At 62.8% G+C, this 25,833-nt stretch carries 19 protein-coding genes; 5 read left to right on the top strand and 14 right to left on the bottom strand.

Features of this window, described 5'->3' with window-relative positions; translation table 11 throughout:
• Positions 1 to 29: 29 nt before the first annotated feature.
• The 5 genes from C9E81_RS10525 to C9E81_RS10505 form a co-directional block, all read right to left on the bottom strand.
• On the bottom strand, positions 30 to 833 hold the full coding sequence (locus tag C9E81_RS10525; protein WP_122112425.1) for an ABC transporter substrate-binding protein: 804 nt from the start codon (positions 831 to 833) through the stop codon (positions 30 to 32).
• On the bottom strand, positions 833 to 1,549 hold the full coding sequence (locus tag C9E81_RS10520) for an energy-coupling factor ABC transporter ATP-binding protein (protein WP_122112269.1): 717 nt from the start codon (positions 1,547 to 1,549) through the stop codon (positions 833 to 835). The genes C9E81_RS10525 and C9E81_RS10520 overlap by 1 nt, the downstream gene beginning before the upstream one ends.
• Positions 1,543 to 2,247, bottom strand: coding sequence for an ABC transporter permease (locus tag C9E81_RS10515; RefSeq protein ID WP_122112268.1), 705 nt, complete (start codon positions 2,245 to 2,247; stop codon positions 1,543 to 1,545). The genes C9E81_RS10520 and C9E81_RS10515 overlap by 7 nt, the downstream gene beginning before the upstream one ends.
• A 210-nt stretch (positions 2,248 to 2,457) precedes the next feature.
• Positions 2,458 to 5,568 (bottom strand): efflux RND transporter permease subunit, encoded by a 3,111-nt coding sequence (locus tag C9E81_RS10510; protein ID WP_122112267.1) that lies wholly within the window; start codon positions 5,566 to 5,568, stop codon positions 2,458 to 2,460.
• A 6-nt stretch (positions 5,569 to 5,574) separates the two neighbouring features.
• On the bottom strand, positions 5,575 to 6,774 hold the full coding sequence (locus tag C9E81_RS10505) for an efflux RND transporter periplasmic adaptor subunit (RefSeq protein WP_122112266.1): 1,200 nt from the start codon (positions 6,772 to 6,774) through the stop codon (positions 5,575 to 5,577).
• Between the two features lie 119 nt (positions 6,775 to 6,893).
• On the opposite strand from C9E81_RS10505, the gene C9E81_RS10500 reads away from it, so the two are divergent.
• The 5 genes from C9E81_RS10500 to C9E81_RS10480 all read left to right on the top strand — a co-directional run bounded on the left by C9E81_RS10500 (position 6,894) and on the right by C9E81_RS10480 (position 14,892).
• Positions 6,894 to 7,532, top strand: a complete 639-nt coding sequence (locus tag C9E81_RS10500) for a TetR/AcrR family transcriptional regulator (protein ID WP_122112265.1) — start codon at positions 6,894 to 6,896, stop codon at positions 7,530 to 7,532.
• A 68-nt stretch (positions 7,533 to 7,600) separates the two neighbouring features.
• Positions 7,601 to 9,766, top strand: a complete 2,166-nt coding sequence (locus C9E81_RS10495) for an esterase-like activity of phytase family protein (protein ID WP_122112264.1) — start codon at positions 7,601 to 7,603, stop codon at positions 9,764 to 9,766.
• 118 nt (positions 9,767 to 9,884) lie between these two features.
• The gene (locus C9E81_RS10490; RefSeq protein WP_122112263.1) at positions 9,885 to 13,346 is read left to right on the top strand and encodes an ExeM/NucH family extracellular endonuclease; all 3,462 of its coding nucleotides are present in this window, start codon (positions 9,885 to 9,887) and stop codon (positions 13,344 to 13,346) included.
• A gap of 209 nt (positions 13,347 to 13,555) precedes the next feature.
• Positions 13,556 to 14,035, top strand: a complete 480-nt coding sequence (locus C9E81_RS10485; protein ID WP_122112424.1) for a carboxymuconolactone decarboxylase family protein — start codon at positions 13,556 to 13,558, stop codon at positions 14,033 to 14,035.
• Complete coding sequence (locus tag C9E81_RS10480) at positions 14,035 to 14,892, top strand: sigma-70 family RNA polymerase sigma factor (protein ID WP_122112262.1); 858 nt, start codon at positions 14,035 to 14,037, stop codon at positions 14,890 to 14,892. Before C9E81_RS10485 ends, C9E81_RS10480 begins: the two co-directional genes overlap by 1 nt.
• A 23-nt stretch (positions 14,893 to 14,915) precedes the next feature.
• Here C9E81_RS10480 and C9E81_RS10475 read toward each other — a convergent pair whose 3' ends face one another.
• From C9E81_RS10475 to C9E81_RS10435, 9 genes are all read right to left on the bottom strand, one after another.
• Complete coding sequence (locus C9E81_RS10475) at positions 14,916 to 16,535, bottom strand: GMC family oxidoreductase (RefSeq protein WP_122112423.1); 1,620 nt, start codon at positions 16,533 to 16,535, stop codon at positions 14,916 to 14,918.
• A gap of 69 nt (positions 16,536 to 16,604) precedes the next feature.
• The gene (locus C9E81_RS10470; protein WP_122112261.1) at positions 16,605 to 17,414 is read right to left on the bottom strand and encodes a shikimate dehydrogenase family protein; all 810 of its coding nucleotides are present in this window, start codon (positions 17,412 to 17,414) and stop codon (positions 16,605 to 16,607) included.
• A gap of 32 nt (positions 17,415 to 17,446) precedes the next feature.
• Positions 17,447 to 18,256, bottom strand: a complete 810-nt coding sequence (gene fabG / locus C9E81_RS10465; RefSeq protein WP_122112260.1) for a 3-oxoacyl-ACP reductase FabG — start codon at positions 18,254 to 18,256, stop codon at positions 17,447 to 17,449.
• Between the two features lie 4 nt (positions 18,257 to 18,260).
• Complete coding sequence (locus tag C9E81_RS10460; RefSeq protein ID WP_122112259.1) at positions 18,261 to 18,965, bottom strand: ABC transporter ATP-binding protein; 705 nt, start codon at positions 18,963 to 18,965, stop codon at positions 18,261 to 18,263.
• Entirely contained in the window at positions 18,958 to 20,757 is a 1,800-nt protein-coding gene (locus tag C9E81_RS10455; RefSeq protein WP_122112258.1) for a branched-chain amino acid ABC transporter ATP-binding protein/permease, read from the bottom strand. The genes C9E81_RS10460 and C9E81_RS10455 overlap by 8 nt, the downstream gene beginning before the upstream one ends.
• Positions 20,754 to 21,641 carry a branched-chain amino acid ABC transporter permease gene (locus C9E81_RS10450; protein ID WP_122112257.1) on the bottom strand — a complete coding sequence of 296 codons (888 nt, stop codon included), beginning with the start codon at positions 21,639 to 21,641 and terminating at the stop codon, positions 20,754 to 20,756. The genes C9E81_RS10455 and C9E81_RS10450 overlap by 4 nt, the downstream gene beginning before the upstream one ends.
• A 67-nt stretch (positions 21,642 to 21,708) precedes the next feature.
• Positions 21,709 to 22,908, bottom strand: coding sequence for an ABC transporter substrate-binding protein (locus tag C9E81_RS10445; RefSeq protein WP_122112256.1), 1,200 nt, complete (start codon positions 22,906 to 22,908; stop codon positions 21,709 to 21,711).
• A gap of 45 nt (positions 22,909 to 22,953) precedes the next feature.
• Complete coding sequence (locus C9E81_RS10440; protein WP_243698599.1) at positions 22,954 to 24,723, bottom strand: acetolactate synthase catalytic subunit; 1,770 nt, start codon at positions 24,721 to 24,723, stop codon at positions 22,954 to 22,956.
• Entirely contained in the window at positions 24,674 to 25,765 is a 1,092-nt protein-coding gene (locus C9E81_RS10435) for a zinc-dependent alcohol dehydrogenase (protein WP_122112254.1), read from the bottom strand. The genes C9E81_RS10440 and C9E81_RS10435 overlap by 50 nt, the downstream gene beginning before the upstream one ends.
• Between the last annotated feature and the right edge of the window lie 68 nt (positions 25,766 to 25,833).

The following is a 25,833-nucleotide window of genomic DNA, read 5'->3' as shown; positions in this document are numbered from 1 at the left end:
GAAGGTCGCGAGGCTCGTGCAAGGGAGCTTCACTCCTCTTCTGCGTTGAAGACGAACAGCGTCTCGCCGTTGATCTCGTAACCGTCAATCAGTTCCTTCGCGCGATCCGAGACCAGCCAACCCTCCAGCTTTTCAGCCAGATCATGTTTTACGTGATCGTGCTTTTCGGGGTTCACCGGAATATAGGCATATTGGTTGAACAGTTCCGGGTCGCCGGAATACAGCAGCTCCAGATCGGCCTTGTTGCCGAAATTCAGCCAGCTAGCCCGGTCCGACAGGATATAGGCGTTCATCCCCGCCGCAGTGTTCAGCGCCGCACCCATCCCGCTGCCGACCGCCTTGTACCAGTCGCCGAAACCCTCGGCATCGAGACCGGCGGCTTTCCACAGGCTCAGTTCTTTCTTGTGGGTGCCGCTGTCGTCGCCGCGGCTGACGAAATCCGCCTCGGCCGACGCGATGTCCTGCAAGACCTCAACGGCGCTTTCGTCATCCGCGATTCCGGCGGGGTCGTCGCCGGGGCCGATAAAGACGTAATCATTATACATGATCTCGCGTCGATGAGTGCCGAAACCGCCCTCGACAAACTTGTCCTCGGCCGCGCGGGAATGCACCAGGATCGCATCGACATCCCCGGCCTCACCCAGCTTGATCGCCTGCCCGGTGCCGACCACCAGAAGCTGGACCTCCAGATCCAGATCTTTCCGGATTTCGGGTAACAGCACTTCGGCCAGCCCCGAATTGTGGAACGAGGTCGTCACCGCCATCTTCATCTCGTCGGCTTGCGCGGCCGCCGCGACTGTCAGAGCCGCCAGCCCCAGCATCAGTTTACGCATCATTCAACGATATCTCCCCTTAAGAAAGCCCGTGCCTGCGGCGTTCCGGGCCGGTCGAAGAATCCCGGAGCCTTTCCCTGGTCATGCAGTTTGCCCCGCAACAGGAACAGCACCTGATCGGCCATGCGCCGGGCCTGCCCCATGTCATGGGTCGACATGATCAGCCGGGTCCCCTCGGCCTTGGTCGATTGCAGGATTTCCTCGATCTCCCGTGTCGCACGCCCGTCAAGTGAAGCACAAGGCTCGTCGAGGAACAACAGCTTAGGTCGGGTAATCAGTGCCCGGGCCAGCGCCAGCTTTTGCTGCTCGCCCCCCGACAGGATCGAGGCCTGACGGTCAAGCATCGAAGCCAGTCCGACCTTGCCGGCCCATTGCCGGGCGCGCGATTGCGCCTCGCGGCGCGAAACGCCATGGACGATCAGCGGATAGGTCAGGTTCTGCTCGACTGTCCGCCGCAGCATGACCGGTCGCTGAAAGACGAAGGCCTGCCGCCTGCGCGCCTCGGGCGTGGGGCAGCCCCAGGTAATCGATCCCCCGGTCAGCCGCGCCGCGCCATGCAGCATGCGCAGGAACGAGGTCTTGCCCGAGCCGTTCGGCCCGATCACGACACAGGCCCCCTGACCTTCCAGCGTCAGATCTATCGGACCGACAAGAACGATGCCGCGCCGCGAGGTCCGGGCACCCGCCATCGTTACCGGAAAGAGATCACTCACCATCCCGCCTCCCGCTCGGTGCCACTCAGCCAGTGGATCGCCAGGTTGACGCTGATTGCCAACGCGATCAGGACGAAGCCAAGCGCCAGCGCCAATGCGAAATCGCCCTTGCCGGTCTCCAGCGCGATGGCGGTGGTCAGCACGCGCGTCGCGTTGTCGATATTGCCGCCGACGATCATGATTGCCCCCACCTCGCCAATCGCGCGGCCAAATCCGGCAAGCGCGGCGGTCAGCAGGGCCCTTCGTGAATCCCATAACAGGGTCCGAACCTTCTGCGCCTGCGTGACATTCATCGAGATCAGCAGATCATGGTATTCCTGCCACAGATCACGGATCGACTGATGTGCGACACTCGCGATCAGCGGCACGATGATGACGATCTGCGCGATGATCATCGCCGTCGGGGTGAACAGCAGCCCCAGCACCCCCAGGGGCCCCGAGCGCGACAGGAGCACATAGACGACCAGCCCCACGACGACCGGAGGCAGGCCCATCATCGCGTTCAGGACCGCAACGACATTGCGCCGCCAGCGAAACCGGTACACGGCCAGGCATGCCGCCAATGGCATGGCGATCAGGGCCGCGATGCAGGTTGCGCTGATCGTCACCTGCAAGGATCGCAGCGAGATCTCGACGAGTTCCGCGTCGAGCGTCACCATCAGCCAGAATGCCTGTGCCAAACCGTCCCAAAGATCGACCATGTGCCGACCGCCCTCCCGAATTTGCGCCCAAGCTTTCAGATGATTGCGGGATCTCCAACCCTGTTGCGACGAATTTTCTGCACCTTCGTCGCCAAATGCCCCGTCATTGCCACGAAATCCCCGCGCAAACGGATCACGCCATCGCCGCAGAAGCCAGTAGGCCCGACATGATCTGATTGCGCGGAGGTGATGTCACCACCGTTGTGAAGTTCACACGGGCTTTCTTTTCCGTCCCGATACCAGCTTCACGCCTTGCAGCACGGCAACGTAGAAGACCGGCACGAGGAAGATGCCGATCACCGCCGAGGACGCCATGCCGCCCAGCACCCCGATCCCGATGGAGTTCTGCGCCCCTGCCCCGGCACCCGAGGCGATCGCCAGCGGCAATACCCCCAGCATGAAGGCAAAGGTCGTCATCAGGATCGGACGCAGCCGCATCCTGGACGCCTCGATGGCGGCCTCCAGCAGCGATTTGCCCTGCGCCACCAGGGATTGCGCGAATTCCACGATCAGGATCGCGTTGCGCGCGGCAAGCCCGATGGTGGTCAGCAGGCCGACCTTGAAATAGACATCGTTCGACTGTCCGAAGATCAGCGCCGCCGCCAATGCGCCCAGCACCCCGATCGGCACGGTCATCATCACCGCCAGCGGCACGGTCCAGCTTTCATACAGGGCCGCCAGCGCAAGGAACACGACCAGCGCCGAAAGCGCAAACAGCATCGGCGCCTGATTGCCCGAAAGCCGTTCCTGATAGGACAGGCCGGTCCAGGCCGTGCCATAGCCGCCATCCAGATCGGCGACCAGCTCCTCCATCGCCTCCATCGCCGCGCCCGAAGACAGCCCCTGCGCGGCCGCACCGCTCAGTTCCAGCGCACGGGTGCCGCCATAGCGGGCAAGCGCCTGCGGCTCCTGATCCCACGCCCGGGTCGCGATCGCCGCGAAGGAAACCATCTCGCCCTGATCGTTGCGGGCATACCAGCGGTCGATATCCTCGGGCTGCGAGCGGGCCTCGGCCTCGCCCTGCACGATGACCGGACGCAGTTCGGACCCCAACGCAAAGTCGTTCACGTCCCGCCCGGCAAAGATCACCGACAGCATCGCGTTGACCTCGGAAATCGACAGACCGAAAGCCGCGGCCTTCTGCTGGTCGATATCCAGCCGCAGAGAGGTCTCGAACGGCGCCTCGTTACCGCGCAGGTTGGTGACGCGGCCATCGGCCTGTGTGTCGGCGACAAGCTGATCGGCAGCGGCGGAAAGCGCCTCCTGCCCGCGCCCGGCCTGATCGACGAGATACATCGAAAAGCCCGAGGACGCGCCCATGCCCTGAATGGCGGGTGGCTGCAGCACATAGACCTGGCCCGAACGGTTGGTCATGAAGAAATGCGCATTGGCGCGGCTGACCAGAGAGGCGACGTCATGGCCCTCGCGCTCTTCGTAATCATGCAGCTTGGCAAAGATCATCGCGCTGTTCTGCCCCGATCCGCCAAAGCTGAAGCCAAGCGCGGCAAAGACCGACTCGACCGTTTCGGATTCCTCGTTCAGCAGGTAATCCTCGACCTTCTCGACCAGCGCCTGCGTCTGTGCCGTGGTCGATCCGTCGGGGGTCTCGACCATGACCAGCATCACGCCCTGATCCTCGTCGGGCAGGAACGAGCCAGGCAGTTTCTGATACAGCATTGCCACCCCGGCCCCGATCGCGACCAGCACCACCAGCATGCGGAAGGGCCGTTTGACCAGCCCACCAACCACGCTGGCATAACCGCCGGTCGCGCGGTCGAGATTGCGGTTGAACCAGCGCGCGGGCGCGATCCCGTCGCCGTGCTTGCGCGGGCGTAGCAGGGTGGCGCACATGGCCGGCGTCAGGATCACTGCAACCCCGAGCGACAGAACCATGGCGGTGATGATCGTGACCGAAAACTGCCGATAGATCACCCCGGTCGCGCCGGACATGAAGGCCATTGGCAGGAACACCGCCGACAGGACCAGCACGATGCCGACCAGCGCAGAGGTGATTTCCGCCATGCTCTTTTCCGTCGCCTCGACGGGTCCGAGCCCCTCTTCCTCCATCACCCGCTCGACATTCTCGACCACCACGATGGCGTCATCGACCAGCAGGCCGATGGCCAGAACCATCGCGAACATGGTCAGCGTGTTGATCGTGTATCCCGCAAAGGCAAGCACCGCAAAAGTGCCCAGCAACACCACCGGGATGGCGATCACCGGGATGATCGTCGCGCGCCAGCTTTGCAGGAAGCAAAGGATGACCAGGAAAACCAGCACGACTGCTTCGGCCAGGGTGTGGTAGACTTGGTTGATCGATTCCTCGACGAAGGGCGAAGTATCATAGGGATAGACGATATCGACGCCTTCGGGCAGCGATGGCGCGATGCCAGCCAGCACCTCGCGTACGGCCTCGGCGGTTTCGACGGCATTCGCGCCGGTCGCCAGGTTGACCGCGAAGCCCGCCGCCGGGTTGCCGTTATAGCGCGATGCGCCGCCATAGCTTTCCTGCCCGATCTCGATCCGCGCGACATCGCCCAGAAAAACGGTCGAGCCGTCCGGATCCACGCGCAGCAGGATACGCTCGAACTCCTTGACGCTGGAGAACTGCGACTGCGCCGAAAGCGACAGGGTCAGGCGCTGGCCTTCCGGTGCAGGCTGCGCGCCAAGACTGCCGACGGTGACATTGCTGTTCTGCTCGGACACTGCCGAGGTCACGTCGGCAGGCGTGACCTGGTATTGCGCCATCTTCATCGGGTCGAGCCAGATCCGCATCGCATAGCCCGATCCGAACGTGTTGATCGAACCGACACCGGGCGTGCGCTTGACCGGATCTTCGATCATCTGCGCCGTCAGATCGCCCAGTTCGACCGTCGAATAGCGCCCGTCGCTGCTGGTCAGCGCCCCGACAAGCAGGATCGACGAGGTTGAACGCGACACAGACACGCCCGATTGCTGCACGATGTCGGGCAGTTGCGAGGTCACAAGCTGCAACTTGTTCTGCACCTGCACCTGCGCGATATCCGCATCCACCGTGTCGTCGAAGGTCAGAGATATAGAGGCCGATCCCGGCGTCGAGTTCGAAGTCATGTAGATCAGCCCGTCGAGACCGGTCATCGCATCCTCGATGACGGTGGTGACCGAGCTTTCGACGATCTCCGCCGAGGCGCCGTTATAGCCGGCGCTGATCCGCACCGTGGTCGGGGCGATCTGTGGATATTGCTCGATCGGCAGGGTCGACAAGCCGAGCGAGCCCACCAGCATGGTCACGAAGGCGATGACCCACGCGAAAACAGGGCGGTGGATGAAAAAACGGGCCATGCTGGATTACTCCGTCGCCGGGGTGTCGTCGGTGACGGAGGCTTTCTCCGAGGCGGGAGCGTTATCGCCCTCCACCTCGCGCACCACGCCGTTTTCGTCGAAGGTGACCGGAACAGTGGTGACTTCCATACCTTCGCTCAGGCCGGTCAGCCCATCCACCGCCAGCAGATCACCCTCTTGCAAACCATCAGTCACGATCCAGTTATGCTGCCATGTGCCGTTATCAGCCAGTTCACGCTGCACGGCCTTGCCCTCCTCAACCACCCATGCGGTCAGCTTGCCGGTGCGGTCGCGTGTCGCCGCCGATTGCGACACCAGGAACGCCTGGACCGTGCCCAGTTCAACCTGTCCGCGCAGAAACATTCCCGGTAGCAGAAGATTGCGCGGGTTATCAAAGCGGAAGCGGGTATCGACCGCGCCGGTCGAGGTCGATACGCTGAAACCCGGCGCCACCAATTCGCCGGTCGCCTCGTAGGTCTGGCCGGTTTCCAGCGTCAGGGTCGCCCGCAGCTTCTCGTTCATCTTCAGCCGCCCCTCGGTGATATCGCTGATGACCGACAGCATCCGGGCCGAGGGTTCATACATATCCACCTCGATCGGATCGAGCCGTGTCACCGTGGCCATTGCCTCTGCCTGCCCGGCGGTCACCAGATCACCCACCGACACTTCGGCCACGCTGGCCATTCCATCGATTGGGCTGGTCACTGTGGTCCAGTCCAGCTCCGCCTGCGCCAATCGCAGCGCCGCCTGCGCCGATTGCAGCGTCGCCCGGGCCTGTTCCAGCGTCGCCCGGGCCGCCTCGACCTGCGCCAGCGTGGTTCCCGAACCCTGCAGTCTTTCGGTTCGCTGATAGGCCGATTCCGCCTCGGTCACTGCCGCCCTGGCAGAGGCCACATCCGCCTCGGCGCTGCTGAGATTGGCCTCGTATGTAGTCGCGTCGATACGGAACAACGGATCGCCCCGTTTGACCGGGCGACCGGCATCATAAAGGATCTCGGTAACGATACCGCCGACGCGCGGCCGGATCGCCGCCTCGGCCCCCGACACCGCCCGTCCGGGCAGGGTCACGATCCGGGGCACGGGCTGCAAAGCGATCTCGACCACGCCAACCTGCTTGGGCGGCGCGGCATTCTGCGCGATGGCGGCGGATCCAAATGTCAGCAGCGCGATGACCGCCAGACGGATCGAGCGACGAAAATCAGACATCGTGATAATCCCGGACAAGATGCGGCCCCGTTTGGCAAGGACCAGGTTGGAGGCGTCCTTGCATAATTTTGCATGGCATGCAATATTTGCTTTAAGTGAAATTACTGAGATCTCAGCCGATGCCCGCATCTTCAACGCTTCGTGATCGCCGCCGCCTGCAAACCGGGCGGGAAATCCAGTCCGCCACGCTGCGACTGGCATTGCGCGAAGGCTTCGAGGCAGTGACGACCGAGATGATCGCGGCAGAGGCAGGGATCAGCCTGCGGACCTTTTTCAACTATTACGCGAACAAGGAGGCCGCGCTGGTTGGCAAGCAACCGGAAATCGCCCCGGAAATCATCGACTGGTTCGAAACTGCGTCAGGGCCACTGATGAACGACCTGTTCGAGGTTCTTGGCAGGCATCTGTCCGATAGCCACCTGAGTCGTGAAACGATCGGGCTGATCGATACCTTGCTGGAGCGTTCACCCGAACTGGTGCCGACCTTTCACGCTTCGCTGCGGAAACTGTCCGACCAGATGGTCAGCCCCATCGTTTCCCGCCTGGACGAAACCGCACGCCCCGAGGCTGAATTGCTGGCCGAACTGGTGGCGCATGCGCTGGCACATGCGATCCTCATCTGGTCACAATCCGACGGTATGAACGAGGCAGAGATCATTGGCCTTGCCAGGCAACAGGTCGTGAAGCTTGGAAAGATCATCAACGATGTGCCTGTTTCGACCGGCGCATCCGGGAACTGTCATCAACCGGTCGCATAATTGTTGCGAAACTGTCGCTTTGCCGCGTCACAAGCACCGGAAGAAAGTTTACCCGGAGATCAAACATCATGCGTCTCATGCTGACGTCGCTCATCACGCTTGGCGTGGCCGCCCCCGGTGCGCTTGCCGAGCCGGTTTTCAACCGTATCGCCAGTTTTCCCACGACCGCGAATTTCGCGGAAGGCGAGGACATGATGCAGGAAACCAGCGCCGAGATCATGGCGGCGACCGCGGATGGCAACATGTTGATCTATTCCGACAGCCCGCTGAAGGCGCTTGGGCTGATCGACATCACCGATCCTGCCGCGCCCAGGCCGCTTGGCCATATTGCCATGGATGGAGAGCCGACAACCACCGTGATCGTCGGTGGCACGGCATTTGTCGGGGTAAACACTTCGGATAGCTTTACCGAGCCCTCGGGGGCGCTGCGCAGCGTGGATATCGCCTCCAAGGAGGTGCTGGCAAGCTGTGATATCGGCGGCCAGCCGGATTCGGTCGCGGTGAACGGTGATGGCAGCCAGATCGCCATAGCGGTAGAGAATGAGCGCGACGAGGATGTCAATGACGGCGCCATACCGCAGATGCCGGCCGGTTTCGTGGTGACGATCCCGGTCGCGGACGGCGCCGCCGATTGCGCCGGACTGAAACGGATCGAGCTGACCGGACTGGCCGAGGTGGCGGGCGACGATCCCGAACCGGAATATGTTTCGTATAACGAAGCGGGTGAACTGGCCGTCACCTTGCAGGAGAACAACCATATCGCGATCATCGGCGCGGATGGCGAACTCGCCAGTCATTTCAGCGCGGGCAGCGTGGATCTGGACGGGATCGACACCGAGGATGACGGTGGGATCGACCCGGCAGCCAGCCTGGCGGAAATCCCGCGCGAACCGGATGCCGTTGCATGGCTCGATAATGACCACCTGGTCACAGCGAATGAAGGCGACTGGAACGGCGGCAGCCGTGGTTTCACCATCTGGAACAAGGATGGCAGCGTCGTTTACGACAGCGGCAGCCTGCTGGAACACGAACTGATGAAGCTGGGCCATTACCCGGAAGGCCGCTCGGACAACAAGGGCGGCGAGCCCGAGGCGGTGATCACCGCGCGATATGACGACGATACGCCGATGATCTTCGTGGCCTCTGAACGCGGAAGTATCGTCTTCGTCTTTGACGCGAGCGATCCGGCAGCGCCGCGGCTGGTGCAGGCCCTGCCTTCGGGTATCGGGCCGGAGGGGCTGGTCGCGATCCCGCAACGCAACCTCTTCGCCACCGCGAACGAGACCGATCTGGGCGAGGATGGCGGCCCCCGCGCCCATGTGATGCTGTATGAGCGCGAAGATGCACCTGCCGCCTATCCGACCATCACCTCGGCCGGTGCGGACGAGTTGATCCCCTGGGGCGCGCTGTCGGGCCTTGCAGCCGATCCAGAGGATCCGGCGCGGCTTTACGCGGTCAGTGACAGCGTCTATTCCGCCGCCCCGGCGATCTTCGCCATCGATGCATCGCAAACCCCCGCGCGGATCACCTCGCGTGTGGTCGTGACCCGCGATGGCGCACCCGCCGAAAAGCTGGATCTGGAAGGGATCGCGCCGGACGGTCAGGGCGGTTTCTGGCTGGCCTCGGAAGGCAATAGCGAGAAAGGGATTCCACACGCGGTCCTGCATGTCGATGCCGAGGGAGCGGTCACCGAGGAATTCGGGCTGTCCGATGCGCTGGCTCAACACGAAAAGCGGTTCGGCTTCGAGGGGATCGCGCTGGCGGATGGCAAGCTTTGGCTCGCGGTGCAGCGCGAATGGGGCGACGATCCCGAGGGGCAGGTAAAGCTGCTGCAACTGGACCCGGCCACTGGCGAATGGTCCGGCGTCCGCTATCCGATCGAGACCGGCGAAGGATGGGTCGGCCTGTCCGATCTCGCAGTTCACGAGGGCGCGCTATACCTGATCGAGCGTGACAACCTGATCGGAGAGAAGGCCGCGCTCAAGCAGGTCACCCGCGTTGACCTGACCGACCTGCAGCCCGCCCCCCTCGACGGCGATTTGCCGCTGGTGCCCAAAACGGTCCTGCGTGACCTGATTCCCGACCTGAAAGCCCCCGGCGGCTATGTGGTCGACAAGGTCGAGGGGCTGGCGATCACATCCGAGGGAACCGCATATGTGGCGACCGATAACGATGGCGTGGATGACAGCTCGGGCGAGACGCATTTCTGGTCTTTCAGGCTGGATCAGGACTGAAACCCGGCAGCAAGACGTGGCGGCAAAACCCGGCCGCCACCCTGTCACATACCGGTTGCGCAAAGCTGCTAGCCTTGCGGTTTCACGGCGGTAAGCATCTGCAAACAGGGTGAACTTCATGACAACGAATCTGCGGCGCGACGATCTGAAGATGGATACCACCTCGACCGAGGTGACAGCACTGGACGAGCGTTTCGATGACGGCGCGGGTTTTTCGACCTCGACGGGCTTTTTCTCGGACGGCAGCAGCGATTATTTCGGTATCGCCGGGAATGCCACAGATGATTTCGGCGCGGATGCGGTGCCATCGGGGCTGAAGCCCTATGAGGGCGCCGATGGCGCTTTTCTGACCGGGCAGGATCTGGATGGCGAGGGGGCGGCGCTTCCGATCAGCGCCGAATGGAGTGGTATCGACATCACGGGCCTGTCGGGCCTGACATTCCGGGGCAGCTTCGCGGAATATTTCGATGAACCGGGCGATATTGACGCCAATGATTACCTGCGCGTCGAGGCGCGGGTCGATGGCGGCGAATGGCAGACCGTTCTGGCCTTTGTCGGCTCGGATTTCAGCTCGGGCAGCTATAACGGCAAGTTCCGGCAGGACAGCGATCTGGATGGCAGCGGCGACGGCGCCGCCCTGACCGATGCGTTTCAGGAATTCGCCGCCGCCATCTCGGGCAGCGGCTCGGTGCTCGACCTGCGCTTCAGCGCCAGTATCGATGCGGGGGACGAGGATTTCGCCGCCGACAATTTCCGCATCATCGGCACATCGGGCGGCGAGTCCGCGCCCGCCGTCATCGCGCGGGCAGGCGACGGCCTGGCCGTATCCGAAGCGGGCATGACCACCGACAGCTTCACGCTGGAACTGGCGACCATACCCGCCGCGCCGGTCGAGGTCACGGTCACTGCCCCGGACGATCAAAGCGAGATCAGCCTTGACGGGGTCAGTTTCGGCGCTTCGGTCACGGCGGTTCTGGATGGCACCGGCCCGGTGGGGATCACGCTGCGGGCAGTGAATGACGAATTGGACGAAGGCTCGACGCATTCCGGCACGCTCGGCTTCACGGTCGCCAGCGCCGATCCGGATTATGACGGGATCACCGTGGGCGACCTGACCGTCGCGATCGCCGATGACGATACGTCGGTGACGCGGATCTCGGCCATCCAAGGCAGCGGCGATGCCTCTGCCATGACCGGGCAGGAGGTCACGGTCGAGGCGGTCGTGACGGGGATCATCACCGATGCCTCCGGCCAGCAGGTCGGTTACTACCTGCAGGAGGAGGACGCCGATCAGGATGGCGACATGGCGACCTCCGAGGGGCTTTATGTCTATTCCCCCGTTCCCGTGTCGGTCGGCGACAGGCTGCGCCTGACCGGGGAAGTTTCGGAATATGGCGACCTGACCCAACTGGAGGATATCCGCGATCTGCAGGTGCTTGAAACCGGCGCCGCGCTGCCCTCGGTGACGCAGATCACGCTTGGCATGCGCGACGGGTTCGAGGCTTACGAGGGGATGCGGGTCCAGCTGCTGACCGGATCGGAGGATCCGCTGACGGTCGTGACGAATTTCAACCTGGACCGCTATGGCGAGATCCAGGTGGCCGAGGGCAACCTTGTCCAGCCCACTCAGATCTATGACGCCCAGACCCAGACTGCCGAGATCGAGGCATTGGCGGCGCAGAACGCCGCCGCGCGCCTGACCATCGACGACGGCTCGACCGGACAGAACCCGGACCGGGTGACGATGATCGATTCGGGCGATGGCACCCCCCTTGAGGCGGGCGACCCGCTGACCGCCGAAGGGCCGACCCTGCGGCTTGGCACGCAGTTATCCGGCGTCTCAGGCATTATGGATGAACGCTATGGCGCCTATCGCGTGCAGGTCGATGCGCCGCTGGATGTCATCGAGGAAACCGGGGAACGTCCCGGCAGCGTTCCCGATGTCGGCGGCGATCTGCAGGTCGCCAGTTTCAACGTGCTGAACTATTTCACAACACTGGGCGACTCGGGCATGGGCACCGGCCCGAATGGCGATCTGGAACCACGTGGTGCGGCCACTGCCGAGGACCTTGCCCGCCAGACCGACAAGCTGGTTGCCGCGATCACCGGAATGGATGCCGAGATCATCGCGCTGCAGGAGATCGAGAATAACGGTTTCGGCGAAGGCAGCGCCATCGCGACCCTTGTAGATGCCCTGAACGCCGCGACCGCACCCGGCACCTACGCCTTCGTCGATCCGGGGACGGATTTCGTGGGCACGGACGCGATTACCACGGGAATCATCTATCGCGCCGATCAGGTCACGCTGAAGGGTTCGGCGGTGCTGGAATATACCGAAGCCACATCGGCGGCGACCACAGCCGTCGCCGAAGAGATCGAAAAGACGACGGGCGAGCAGCTGGGCGATTACCAGCGCAACCGCCCCTCGATCGCCGCCACATTCGAGACGGCGGATGGCGCCGAGATCACGGCGGTGGCCAATCACTTCAAGTCCAAGGGTGACAGCGGGCTGCAGGACCTCATGGACGCGGCCGAGGCCGCCAATGTCGATCCCACGCTGATCGAAGCGCTGCGCGATGACCCGAATTTCGATCAGGGCGACGGACAGGGCTTCTGGAACGCGGTCCGGGCCGAAGCCGCGGCCGAGCTTGCCGAGTGGATCTCGGGCAATCCGACCGGCGCGGAGAGCATGGAAAACCTGCTGATCCTTGGCGATCTGAACTCCTACGCCGCAGAGGATCCGGTGCAGGCGCTGCAGGAAAATGGCCTGACGGACCTGGCCGGCAGCTATCTGGGCGATGATGCCTATAGCTATGTCTTCGACGGTCAGCGCGGCACGCTGGATTACGGCATGGCCAGCGAGGGATTGCTGGATAATGTGACGGATGTCGCCGAATGGCACATCAATGCCGACGAGCCGGACCTGTTCTCCTATTCCTCGGAGTATAACGATCCGTCCTTCTATCGCGAGGATGCCTTTGCCGTATCCGATCACGACCCGTTGCTGATCGGCCTGACACTGGAGCCCGAATTGCAACTGGTGTCGACCCGCGCCGAATTCGACGATTCGCGGCTGCTGTTCAACCGTGTGACCTATTCGGAGGATGGCGAAAGGGTTTCCACCGATACCGTGCCGGTGCTGTCATCCGAACTGGATATCAAGGGATCCGACATCACTGTTTCGGCGGAAGGCCGGGGGCTTAATCTGCTGAACTTCGCGGGTGACGGGCTAAGCGTCTACTCCCTTTTCATGGACAAGCTCTTTGGCAGCGATGCGGAGCGGATCGACGGGCAGGAAGCGGTTCGTTTCACGATGGATGATGGCGGACGGCTGACCGACGCGCTGGATGTGACGCTGGAACTGGGCTCGGTCAGCGGTTCGGGCGAACTGCGCCTGTCCTTCTTTGACGACGATGTCCTGGTCGACGAAATTCTTCTGAACCCCGCCGATGGGAGCATTCATGCCGAGCCGGGCATGGCCTTCGATGAAATGGCGGTCAGCAGCGGCGACGGCCTGTCTTTCGAGATCACAGCCGTGGACTTCACACGGATCGAGGACGACGGGTTCACCTTCGTTTGATCCTTGCCAAATGATCGGCGGCCCGCCCCTCGTGGGCGGGCGCTCTGGTCTGCGAGCTACGGAACTTGCCAGGCATGCGTCAGGGTATGCCGATCTCCATGGAAGCGGTTGCGGATCCTGGTGGTGACGAAGTTTTTTTCCGCAGGCATGTCACATTGGCGGATTCTGAATCGTCATCAGTTTCGGAACCAACGGAAGGAACCGAATCCATGACTGCCAAACTGAATCCCGTAGCTGCGGCCCCCGATCTGATGAGGAACTGGTTTGATACCTCGATTGCCATCAACCAGAGCCTTGACCCCACGATCACCGAGTTGGTGAAAATCCGTGCCTCGCAGATCAATGGCTGCGCCAATTGCATCAACATGCATAGCATCGAGGCGCGCACCAAGGGAGAGACCGAACAGCGGATCTACCTGCTATCGGGCTGGCGCGAGGCACCGTGTTACACTGATCGCGAACGCGCCGCGCTCGGCTGGACCGAAGCGTTGACCCGTCTGTCCGAGAGGCATACGCATGAAGCGGCCTATGAAGCCCTGGAGGCGCATTTCACCGAAGAGGAGCGGGTCAAGCTGACCTTGATCATCAATATCATCAACGGCTGGAACCGTATCGCGGTCGGTTTCGGCGGGTTTATCGATCCGGCAGCGGCAAAGGCCCTCTGGGCCAAGACCGAGGCTGTCGCCTGATGGCGGCCGCCGGGCAGGAGGACGCGGCGGCCAGCTTTGACCCATTGCGGCCAAGGCTGATGCGTGTCGCTTATCGCATGCTCGGCTCGGTGGCCGATGCCGAGGACATGATGCAGGAGGCCTTCATCCGCTGGATGAAGGCCGACCGCAGCGAGGTGAGGGAGCCCGAGGCTTACCTGCACCGCATGGTCACGCGCCTATGCCTCGATCAACTCAAATCGGCGCGCCGTCAGCGCGAGACCTATATCGGCCCCTGGCTTCCCGACCCGGTTCTCGACGAGGAGGAGGAAGAGGATGTCACCCTGCCGCTGATGCTGGCACTTGAACGCCTTTCCCCGCTCGAACGGGCGGCGTTCCTGCTGCATGACGTGTTCGGCATGGGCTTCGATGAGGTCGCGGCGACCATTCGGCGCGATCCGGCGGCCTGCCGCCAGTTGGCTGTCCGGGCGCGTGGTCATGTCCGCAAGGCACGGCCGCGCTTCAAGGTGGAAAAACAGCGCGGCCTGGAGCTTGCCGAGGCGTTCTTCAACGCTTCGCGCAGTGGCGACATGAAGGCTCTTGGCGCAATGCTGGCGGCCGATGTCAGCATCCATGCCGATGGCGGCGGCAAGCGCCCGGCGGCGATGGAACCCATCACCGGCTTCGACGCCGTGATGAAAACACATGAATACCTGGCGACCAGGTTCAAGTTGAGTGGCTCGACGCTTGTCCGGACATGCCTTGTCAACGGGCTGCCCGGTTTCGTCACATTGGAGGCCGATGGCGAGTTTCAGACGACAGCACTGGAGATCGAGGATGGAAGGATCGCGGCAATCTATGTGGTGCGGAACCCCGACAAGCTGAGGCATCTGCACTAGGTTTCAAGCCCTGCGAGGATAAGTCATCCTCGTGATGAAAGGATCATGTCGGCGCCCTTCTCGGCGATCATGAAGACCGCCGCCTGGATATTGCCGGAAACCTGGGTCGGCATGATCGACGCGTCCACGATGCGCAGATTGTCGATCCCCCGCACACGCAATTCCGGATCGACGACCGAGGACGGGTCACTGCCCATCCGGCAGGTTCCGGCGGCGTGATAGATCGTCTGGCCGTTGCTGCGCGCGAATTCCAGCCAATCCGCATCGCTGGTGCAACCGGGACCGGGGGACATTTCATGATCCCGCCAGCCATCCAGCGCAGGCTGTTCGATAACCTTCCGGCCGATGCGCATTCCCGCGATCATCGCTCTGCGATCCTCCTCGGTATCGAGGAAGTTCGGCCGGATGGCAGGCTGGTCGCCGATATGCGGCGTGACGGCATGGACGCTGCCACGGGATTCAGGACGCAGCTGGGCGATACCAAGCGTCATTCCGGGCTCGCGTTCCAGCTTGCGCTCGGCAGCGTTTCCATAGCTCGCATGCATGAAGAAATACTGCACATCCGGCCCTTCAAGCCCCTCCCGCGTCCGGACGAAACCATGTGCGAGCCCGGTTCCGAAGGTCAGGATGCCGCTGCGGTTCCGCATGTAACGCAACAGCTCGCGGAAAAGCGACAGCCCGCGGGACTGTCCGTTCAGCGTTTCAGGGCGGCTTACCCGCCAGTTCATCCGCGTGCAGAAATGGTCGGAATAATTCTCGCCGACAGCCGGAAGGTCGTGAACCGGCGCGATGCCGAGCGAGCGCAACCGCCCGGCATCGCCGATTCCGGACAGTTCCAGAAGCTGTGGGGTCTGGATCGCCCCGGCAGCAAGGATCACCTCGCGCCGGGCCGAAAAGCGAACGCTGTCATTGCCCTGTCGCGCGGATATCCCCACCGCCCGCCCCTCGGCAGACAGTTCGATCCGGGTGACACGCATCCCGGTCTGCACCACGAGGTTACGCCGATGTCTTACCGGCGCCAGATAAGCCTTGGCGGCACTGACCCTGCGGCCATCGCGCTGGTTGACCTGATAATAACCGAAACCCTCCTGCCGGTCTCCGTTGTAATCGGGATTGCGCCTGAACCCCGCCTGTTCCGCCGCCGCAAGGAAGGCCCTGCCGATCTCGGGACGTTCGCTGACCTCGCAAATCGGCAGAGGACCATCGTGACCGCGAGTGCCCGAAGGATCCGGGCCATCGTAACTTTCGATACGCCGGAAGATCGGCGCCACCTCCGCAAAGCTCCAGCCGGTGCAGCCGCGCTGAGCCCAGCCATCGTAATCCTGCGCCTGCCCCCGCACGTAGATCATGCCGTTGATCAGCGTGGACCCGCCAAGCCCCTTGCCGCGAGGGATGGCAATCCTGCGGTGAAGGGTATTGGGCTCGGGTTCGGACGTGAAACGCCAGTTGAAGTCGGAATTGGTCAAAAGCTTGTAGAACCCCGCCGGTATCTCGATCCAGGGGCTGCGCTCCTTTGCACCGGCTTCCACAAGCAGCACCGTCACTCCGGGATCTGCGCTCAGACGATTGGCAAGCACGCATCCCGCCGTGCCTCCCCCGACGATGATATAATCGAAACTTCCGCCGTCTCTGGTGTCAGGCATGACGGAACCGCAAATCGTGCCGGACCCTTGCGACAGGCTGAAACGCGTGCGGACCTGCACTCTTCCGGATCATGCAAGCGCACCCATGTGGCGAGCCATGAGCTCTATCTGCCGCTCAAGCATGGGCAGGCCCGGCTGAACACGGCAGCCATGCCGCACCGCTTCTGCCAGAAGCGGTGTTTCAGCCGGTTCCATGATCGCCTCGGCGACGACATGGTGCGGCCCCAACCCTTTAAGCCCTACGGGTAGCGGATCCCCGGCGCGCATACCCAGAGAAGTGGCATTCACGATGATGTCGAATTCGCCGATATCGGAAAGCGCGGCCTTCGCCTGGACCGGCAGATAGGGATGGTCCCGCCTTACGCGATCGGAAAGCGCCTCGGCCTTTTCGACCGTCCGGTTGCAGATCGTCAGCCGCCCGGCCCCGGCCCCGGCCAGTGCAAAGGCTATCGCGCTTGCCGCTCCACCGGCCCCGGCCAGCAATATGCTGCAACCGACAATACCGATCCCGTTGCTGCGCAGCCCTTCGACAAAGCCGATCCCGTCCAGCATTGCCCCTACCATGCGCCCATCGGATTCGCGTCGGACGCAATTCACCGCACCTATCCGCGCGGCGTCCCCGACCGTCTCGTCACAGAGGGAAAGCATATCCGGCTTGTGCGGCACGGTCGCGATGAAGCCCCCGAAATTCCGCATCTCGCGCAATCCCGCCATCAGTGCAGGCAGCCCGTCCGGTGCGACATGCATGGGCACCAGAACAGCATCCACCGCATGCCGCCGAAAGAGCGCGTTCATGACCTGGGGGGTCTTCACCTGATGAATCGGATCGGCAAGGATGCCGAATAGCCGGGTCTTGCCGGTAATATCGGTGATCGTCATGCAATCGGGCCTTTCAATGGGCGGAGTTCCTGTCAGGTCATGTAAAGACCGCCGGCCACGTCGATAGTCTGGCCGGTGACGAAGCTTGCCTCGGGCGAGGTCAGCCAGAGCGCCACATCCGCAACCTCGGCAGGTTCTCCGAGCCTTGCCATGGGGGTCAGGGCGACCTGCGCATCATTCACCTCTTTTGCGACGCCGGCCACCATCGGGGTGGCGATGCGTCCCGGCGCCACTGCATTCACCCGGATCCCGAAGGGTCCGAGTTCCGCGGCCAGATGCTTGGTGAACCCGATCACCGCGGATTTCGTGGCGGCATAATGACAGGCTACAATGGGCGAATGGGTCTTGCCCGCGACCGAGGAGCTGTTGACGATCCAGCCGCGTCCCTGCGCGCGCATCGACGGAACCAGGGCGCGGATCGTGTTGAAATGCCCCGTCAGGTTCACATCGACCACCTGGCGCCATTCCCCCGGGTCCATTTCCCACACCTTGCGGGCGGCACCTTCGTGCTTGGGCGAGATCCCGGCATTGTTGATGACGGTATCGAACGTTCCTCCCATCAGTTTTTCTGCGGCACCGAGAGCGGCGGTCAACGCAGCGTAATCCGCCACGTCGGCCACCAGCGGTATGGCCCGGCCCGGTCCCGCCCCATCGAGTGCCTCGACTGCCTCATTGACCGCCGCAGCGGACAAATCGAGCACACCGACCGTCGCGGCGCGATTGATAAACCCCTCGGCAACGGCGCGGCCGATCCCCCTGGCCCCTCCGGTCACCAGCACCCGGCGACCCGCATGGCTGTCGCGCGTCACGTGATGCTTCGGATTGAGTTCCCTGTCCGACATATCTTCATATCCCCAGATAAGCTTGCCTGACGTGATCGTCAGCCAGCAGGGCGGCGGCGCTGTCTTCCAGAGTCATCCGCCCATTTTCAAGCACATAGCCGCGATCTGCCACTTTCAAAGTGTGAAATACATTCTGCTCGACTATCAGCACGGTGGTGCCGCTCGCGGCAACCTGTTCGATCACCTCGAAGACCTGCGACACGATGATCGGGGCAAGGCCCAATGAGGGTTCGTCGAACATAAGGATCTTCGGGCGCGCCATCATGCCCCGGGCGATGGCGACCATCTGCTGCTCGCCCCCGGACAGTGACACCGCCGGCTGGTCCAGCCTTTCGGCCAGCCGTGGGAAAAGGTCGAGCACCTCGGACAGGCTTTGCGACTGACAAGCGCGCGCCTCGCGGCGATAAGCGCCCATCATCAGGTTCTCGCGCACCGTCATATCGGGAAAAAGCTGCCGTCCCTCGGGGATCAGCGTGATCCCGAGATCGACGATATCGTGAGCAGCCAGCTCGGTAATGTCCTGCCCGTCAAGCCGGATACGGCCAGAGCGGGGCTGTAACAGACCGGCAATGCAGCGCAGTGTCGTGGTCTTTCCCGCCCCGTTCGCCCCGACGATGGTCACGACCTCCCCGGTATCCACGCGCAGCGAGACATCCTGCAGAATGACAGTCGAGCCATAGCCCGCATCGATATGCTCGACTTCAAGCATTGGCGAATTCCTTTCCAAGGTAGGCTTCGATAACCATCGGGTCGCTGACCACGCTCCGGGGTTCTCCCTCTGCGATGATCTGGCCGGAATTCAGGACGATGACCCGGTCCGACAGGGACATGACGGCCTGCATCACATGCTCGATCGCGATGATGCTGACGCCGGTATCGCGGATGGAAAGCATCAGGTCCACCGCGCGCCGCACATCGGTCTGGTTGATCCCCGCCATGACCTCGTCAAGCAGCAGAATGCGGGGCTCCATCGCCATCACGCGGGCGACTTCCAGCCGCTTCAGGCCACCAATGGTCAGGCTGCTGGCCTCGAGATCGAGATAGGGGCCAAGCCCCATGCGGCGGGCGGTTTCGCGCGCGGCCTCGCGCGCATCGCCGACCTGCGCGTGGCGATGGAAGGCGCCGACCATGATATTCTCCTCGACCGTCATTGCAGCAAAGGGCTGCACGATCTGGAAAGTGCGTCCGACACCGAGCGCGGCGAATTCACCGGGACTGGCGGGATGCTGCCAGTCGCCCACCGCATCCCGCACCGACACGCTCCCCTCGTCCGGCTTCAGGAAGCCCGAGAGCATGTTGAACAGCGTCGTCTTGCCCGCGCCGTTGGGACCGATCAGGCCGAGAATTTCGCCTTCGCGCAGGGTGAAGCCGACATCATTGGTGACATGCAACCCGCCGAAATGCTTGTTCAGCCCTTCAACGCGCATTACCGCCTCGCCGGCATCGGTGCGGCCCGATGCGCGGGGCTCGGCCGCGACCGGCGCGGCCTCGGTTTCCTTCCTGGCAGATTCGGCGGGACGAAGGCGCGACAGGAGGCCCATGATGCCGTTCGGCATGAAAAGCACCACCAGCATCAGCACGATACCATAGACGAATCCGTGCAACCCGATGGCTTCGGCACCCAGTGCCCCACGGGCGAACTCGGTGATCGGCACCAGCAGAACTGCTCCCAGTAGCGGCCCCCAGATGGTTCCGATCCCCCCGATCAGGGCAAACATCGCAATCTGGATGGAAAATTCCAGCGAGAACATCGCCTCCGGTTCGATGAAGGTCAGGTACATGGCGTGAAACGTACCCAGCATTGCCGACAAGGCCGCCGAAACCGATACCGCCATCAGCCGCACCTTGACCGTGTTCACTCCGGCCGCCTTTGCTGCGGATTCGCGCTCGCGGGTGGCGACAAGATAAAAGCCGAGGCGACGATTGCGGATGACCCATGCGGCGGCAAGGCAAACCAGCATCATGCCGAAGGCGATAACGAGGGCTGGCAAGCGCTCGCGGAACACCATCCATTCCCAACCGATATTCAGCGAAATCATCATTCCGGTGGCACCGCCGGTGAATTCCTTGAAATGCAGGGCGAGAACCCGGAACACTTCGAGAAAGGCGATGGTCGCGAGGGCGAAAAACGGTCCGTGCAGCCGGAAGCAGGGATAGCTGACGATAATCGCGACAATGACTGCCACTCCCGCCCCCGCGAACATCCCGAACCATGGCGAAATGCCCAGATTGGCCAGCATGACCCCGGCGTAGCCGCCAATCCCGTAGAATACTGCGTGTCCGAGGGACAACTGCCCCGCATAACCGCCGACGATATTCCAGGCCGTCGAAAGCGCCGCGAAGATGCAGATCGTGATGAAGATGTGATAGACGAATTCGTCGTTCAGGCCGATTGGAACCAGCAGGATTCCGGCCAATACGGCCAGGAGCCCGAATGTCGCGGCTCTGCGTCCCGCAAGGCGTTTGGGCGTGGATGTGAGGGTCGTTGCGATATCGGTCATGGCGACACGTGGGATTGATTGAGGCGGGTGCTGAACAGCCCCGAAGGTTTCAGGATCAGGATGACCAGAAAGATGCCGAACACGACCGCTTCACGCAGATCCGAACCGATATAAAAGCCCGACATGGCATCCACGATACCGATGAGGATCGCACCGAAGAACGCACCGGCAACCGAGCCCAACCCACCCAGCACCACCACCACGAAGGCGATCAGCACGAAATAGGTGCCGACAGTCGGCGATGCGGGGTAAAGAGGCGCGATCAGGGCCGAGCCCAATCCGACACAGGCTGCGCCGATCCCGAAGGTCAGCACATAGATCAAGCGATCGTTGATCCCCATCAGTTGTGCCGCGGCCCGGTTCTGCGCCGTTGCGCGGATCGCCCTGCCAAGCGTCGTGCGCTTCATGAAAAACTGCAGGCCGATCACCAGTGCGACCGCCGCGACCAGGATCCAGATCTGGCCTTCGAGCACCCTGACCGGGCCAAGCTGCACCTGGCTCCGGACACCGTGCACCGGCGTATTGGCGATGTCCGCGCCAAAAATCAGCAACGCGAGATTCATCAGCGCCGTCGACAGCCCGACCGTGGCGAATATCTGGACATGTTCGTCTCGGGCCGACAACAGCGGCTGAATCAGGAAGCGCTGTGTCAGCGCACCCAGAACGAAAAGCGCGGGCACGACAGCAGCGGCGGCGATATAGGGATGCAGGTCAAGCCCGGTGGTCAGCAGGAATGTCAGATACATGCCGACCATCAGGAATTCGCCATGCGCGAAGTTGATGACCTTCACGATCCCGAAGATCAGAGTCAGCCCGATGGCAACGATGGCGAACAGCCCGCCCAGCATCACCCCGTTGGCAAGGATTTGCAGAAAAATCTCCATGACGCCTCGCAGACAGAAGGAGAGGAGGTTGCGGACGGATTGCCCGCAGCCAAAGAAAAAGGCGCGGTCATTGTCCCAGCTTCATCTCGCCGACAGCCGCCTCGGCGGGATAGACGGTCACGAGTTTGCCGTCCTGCCATTGCATCCCCATCATCTTGGCGCGCTCGTTCTGGTTGTTCTCGCCGAATTTCACGCCATAGCCGGCTGCCGTCTTGCCCTCGGGAATATCGATCGCCTTGACCGCTTCGATAATGCCTTCAGGCTCGAAACCTTCGCCCTTGTCTATCGCGGAAAGCACGGCCATCGCGCCCACATAATTGTTCAGCGAATGGCCCGAACGCGGCGATTCACCATATTTCGCCTCGTAGGCAGCTACGAACTCCTCCAGACCCGGGGTATAGCTGGTATCCACGGCATACTGGGTAAAATCGACATCCAGAACGCCATCGATGACATCCGTCCCCACGGCCTCTGCCGTTGGCAACATCGAATAGCCGCCTCCGCCACCGATGATCGCACCGGGCTCGAAACCCGCCTCGCTGGCCTGTTGCAGGAACAGCACGGAATCGTTCTGGTAAGAGGTCTGAAGCACCACATCGACCTCCTGGCTTTTCAGATCCAGCACCAGCGACGACATGTCGACGGTCGATGCGGGATAGCCCTGCACCGTGACGATATTCAGGCCGGCCTCCTTGCCGAACCGCTCCTGATGACCGGCGACCGAGGTTCCATAGCTCGAATCCTCGTGAATGATGCCGATCCGGAGTTCGGAGGGGTCCTTGCCCAAGGCGGGCGCGACCTTCTCGACGATCATCTCGACGATCATCTGCCCCATATGCTCGGCGGTCGGATTGGTGCGGAAGAGGTATTTCAGGCCGCGCCCGGTCACCTCGTCGGCAACCGCGCCCAGTTCGAAATACGGGATACCCGAAAGTTCGGCGACCTGGCTCGCGGCGATCGAGCGGGACGAAGAGTAAGTGCCCAGAATGGCCTTCACCCCCTCGCGCGAGATCAGTCGCCGCGCCTCTCCGATGGCCTGGTTGTTATCGACCGCGTCGCCGCGAACAAGGACAACTTCCTCGCCCTGGACACCGCCCGCGGCATTGATCTCGTCCACGGCAAGCTCGGCGCCACGCGCGCTTTCCTCTCCCAGAAGCGCGAGTTGTCCGCTGAACGGGTAGAGCGCACCGAATCTCACCTCGGCTGCCGCCCCTCCGGCGAGGAACACCGATACCGCGGCAGTCGTCAGGAATCCTGTTAGTTTCATCTGTTTCCTCCCTTGGAACATGACGGTCCGACATGACCGTCGAAATCAGTAGTCGAGCGCCGCCTTGCCCTCGAAACTGGTGATAGGCGGATGCGCCCTTTCATCGGTCAGCACGTCGATGACGGTTGTCTCGGTCGAGACGAGGGCATCCTTGAGCGCGGGCAGGAACCCTGCCGGGCTCTCGACCCGGACACCTGCGCAACCGGTTGCCCGTGCGATCGCCGCATGGTCGACCGCCTCGAAATGCACCACGTCTGTATGGTCGCCGAAGATGCTGAGCTCGGCATGTTTCTGATAGCCGAGGATCTGGTTGTTGAGCACGATCAGCACGACCGGCAGCTTCATCCGCCGCGCGGTCTCGAGTTCGCCCCAGACATGACCAAAACCTCCGTCCCCGGTCACACAGATGACCGGCGCCTCCGGCCTTGCGGCCTTTGCCCCCAGCGCGAATGGCAGACCCCAGCCCAGCCCGGCCAGTCCCCGCGGGGTGATGAAGCGCTGGCCCGGTTGACGCGCCGTCAGGAAATTGGCGATCCAGATCGAGGAATAGCTGGCATCCGCGACCGTGATCGCATGATCGGGCAGCACCGCATCCAGATCACGCATGAGCCGCTCGGGACGGCAGGGGGTCGCATCCCAATCGATCAACCCTTCAAGTTCCGCCTCGTGTTTCGCCCGGCCCTCGGCCAAGCGGGCCTCCAGCACTGCACGACGCCCGGTCAGGGCCGATATGTCACGTGCCTCCAGCGCCTCGGCCAATGCCGCGAGCGTAAGCCTGGCATCGCCCTTGAGACGCAACGCCTCGTAATTGCGACCGATCTCCGCGCCGTCGATATCGATGTGGATATAACGCGCGTCCCTGGGATAAAGCTGCCAGCTATCCGTGCCGTTCTGGTTGGTCCGGTTGCCGACCAGCAGCACCACATCGGCACCGGTCACCAGATCGCGCTGATGCGCGGCCCGGCCGCCCCGACCCATGAAATAACCCACGACACCAACCGACAGCGGATGCGTTTCGGCAACGGCGCCCTTGCCCATCACCGTCGTGGCCACGGGTATGCCCATGTCCTGCAGGCGGGCAAGCTCGCAGACCGCGCCGGAAGAGTGCACGCCTCCCCCCGCGATGACGATCGGGCTTTTCGCCCCGGCGATCAGGGCGGCTGCTTCGGCGATGCGCGCCGGATCGGCGACGGTCCGGTCAAGAGGATAGCGCCCAAGGCTGATTTGCCGGCGGGATGCATCGGGAGAAAGTTCGGGACGTTCATCCAGCACATCGGGCGGGACCATCAGAACTGCAGGCCCGGCCCGGCCGGAGGCGGCGCGGGTAAAGGCCATGTCTACATAATCGTCGATCCGATCGACATCCGAGACCCTGCGGATCCATTTCGACACGCCTGAAAACAGCGCGAAATGATCCAGCTCCTGAAAGGCATTTCTGTCGGTATGCCGCCGATGCACGTCCTGAACGATTGCCACCACCGGGATCGATGCCTTGAACGCCTCGGCAAGACCCGGCACCAGCAGGGTGGCGGCAGGTCCATTCTGCGCCGTGACGACCGGAACCCGGCCACTGACACGGGCATAGGCGTCTGCCATGGCGGCTCCGCCATTTTCGGTTCGATAACCGATCTGGCGAATGCCATGATGGGGCGCGGCCAGGATCAGGGCCGAAGGCAGCGACTGGCCGAAAATCTCGGTCACGCCATGACGGGCCAAGGCGGCGGCCATGACATGTGCGCCGGTTTCGTTGCGACTGGATATTCGTTCAAGCTGTATCGCCGTGGACATGCAGGGGCCTTTCGGTTTCTCGTTCATCCGGGTTTTTTTCGGGGAATAGCAACACCTTCATCGCGTCGCCGCCGCTGGCGAGGGAAAAGCCCTTCATGGCGTCGGATAGCGGGAGGCGGTGCGTGACAAGCTGGATCAGCTCGTCACCCTGCGCATCGAGCAGGTTGATCGCCTCTTCGAAGGCATGCCGTGTCGTATCATGTGCGCCGCGCAGCTGCTTTTTCTCACGCACGAAGCGGGCAAGGTTCAACCGGCAGTCCTTGCCGTGGATTCCCGCGGCAACGAATATGCCCTCGGGCCGCAGGATCCCCAGCCCCTGCTCGATCGAGCCGGGATGTCCCGTCGCCTCGATGACTCGGTCGGCGAGGGCACCGAAAGCACGCATTGCCGCCTTTGCGAGTTCTTCCCGGTCCAGATCCGCGGTGTGGGGAATATGCATCCTTCGGGCCAGCGCCAGCCGCGCCTCGTCATCAAGGCCCACCAGCAGCACATCCGCGCCACGCGCCTTCGCGACCCATGCGACCGCAAGTCCGATCGGTCCCGGGCCAAGAACTGCAACGCGATGGCCCGGTTCGACTTCGGCCAGATCGACGGCGTTGACGGCGACCGACAGCGGTTCCGTCAGCGCCGCACGATCCAGTGGCAGGCTGTCGGGAATGCGAAAGCAGCTTGCGGCCGGAACCCTGACGCGGGGGGCAAAACCGCCATCGCGATGCAACCCGACGATCGAGCGTGCCCCGCAAGCGGAAGCTCGGTCGGCCATGCAGGCCGCGCAGGTGCCGCATGGAAGGGTCGGCCAGCAAACAATCCGGCTGCCGATTCCGGGTTCGTGCACATCCGGGCCAAGCGCCGTCACGACGCCCGAGAACTCATGTCCGATCGTCACCGGCAAATTGCCGGCCATGAATTCGTAGCCCGCGTCCCAATGGAACGCATGCAGATCGCTGCCGCAAATGCCGGTCGCATGCACTGCGATCTCGACTTCCCCGGCTGGCGGGATTGCTGGGTCAATGATGTGCCGCATCAGCTCCGCGCCGGGTGCGGGCCGGGTCTTGCGTAGGGAAAGCATTGATTTCGTTCCTCCTTCCCCCTCATCATCAGCCGACGAGGCCCGCGCGTAAGTGGCGTCTGTAAGAT

The sequence above is a fragment of the Paracoccus alkanivorans genome, from assembly GCF_003697785.1.
In the GTDB taxonomy this organism is placed as follows: domain Bacteria; phylum Pseudomonadota; class Alphaproteobacteria; order Rhodobacterales; family Rhodobacteraceae; genus Paracoccus; species Paracoccus alkanivorans.
This window is presented reverse-complemented; position numbering and strand designations above follow the sequence as displayed.

Bases quoted from the DNA above. Each gene is read 5' to 3' on its own strand.
- C9E81_RS10480 (WP_122112262.1), top strand. From the start codon at position 14,035: ATGGCGGCCGCCGGGCAGGAGGACGCGGCGGCCAGCTTTGACCCATTG.
- C9E81_RS10510 (WP_122112267.1), bottom strand. From the start codon at position 5,568: ATGGCCCGTTTTTTCATCCACCGCCCTGTTTTCGCGTGGGTCATCGCC.
- C9E81_RS10445 (WP_122112256.1), bottom strand. From the start codon at position 22,908: ATGAAACTAACAGGATTCCTGACGACTGCCGCGGTATCGGTGTTCCTC.
- C9E81_RS10490 (WP_122112263.1), top strand. From the start codon at position 9,885: ATGACAACGAATCTGCGGCGCGACGATCTGAAGATGGATACCACCTCG.
- C9E81_RS10525 (WP_122112425.1), bottom strand. From the start codon at position 833: ATGCGTAAACTGATGCTGGGGCTGGCGGCTCTGACAGTCGCGGCGGCC.
- C9E81_RS10460 (WP_122112259.1), bottom strand. From the start codon at position 18,965: ATGCTTGAAGTCGAGCATATCGATGCGGGCTATGGCTCGACTGTCATT.
- C9E81_RS10435 (WP_122112254.1), bottom strand. From the start codon at position 25,765: ATGCTTTCCCTACGCAAGACCCGGCCCGCACCCGGCGCGGAGCTGATG.
- C9E81_RS10515 (WP_122112268.1), bottom strand. From the start codon at position 2,247: ATGGTCGATCTTTGGGACGGTTTGGCACAGGCATTCTGGCTGATGGTG.
- C9E81_RS10455 (WP_122112258.1), bottom strand. From the start codon at position 20,757: ATGACCGATATCGCAACGACCCTCACATCCACGCCCAAACGCCTTGCG.
- C9E81_RS10495 (WP_122112264.1), top strand. From the start codon at position 7,601: ATGCGTCTCATGCTGACGTCGCTCATCACGCTTGGCGTGGCCGCCCCC.
- fabG (WP_122112260.1), bottom strand. From the start codon at position 18,256: ATGTCGGACAGGGAACTCAATCCGAAGCATCACGTGACGCGCGACAGC.
- C9E81_RS10475 (WP_122112423.1), bottom strand. From the start codon at position 16,535: ATGCCTGACACCAGAGACGGCGGAAGTTTCGATTATATCATCGTCGGG.
- C9E81_RS10520 (WP_122112269.1), bottom strand. From the start codon at position 1,549: ATGGTGAGTGATCTCTTTCCGGTAACGATGGCGGGTGCCCGGACCTCG.
- C9E81_RS10485 (WP_122112424.1), top strand. From the start codon at position 13,556: ATGACTGCCAAACTGAATCCCGTAGCTGCGGCCCCCGATCTGATGAGG.
- C9E81_RS10440 (WP_243698599.1), bottom strand. From the start codon at position 24,723: ATGAACGAGAAACCGAAAGGCCCCTGCATGTCCACGGCGATACAGCTT.
- C9E81_RS10470 (WP_122112261.1), bottom strand. From the start codon at position 17,414: ATGACGATCACCGATATTACCGGCAAGACCCGGCTATTCGGCATCCTT.
- C9E81_RS10500 (WP_122112265.1), top strand. From the start codon at position 6,894: ATGCCCGCATCTTCAACGCTTCGTGATCGCCGCCGCCTGCAAACCGGG.
- C9E81_RS10450 (WP_122112257.1), bottom strand. From the start codon at position 21,641: ATGGAGATTTTTCTGCAAATCCTTGCCAACGGGGTGATGCTGGGCGGG.
- C9E81_RS10505 (WP_122112266.1), bottom strand. From the start codon at position 6,774: ATGTCTGATTTTCGTCGCTCGATCCGTCTGGCGGTCATCGCGCTGCTG.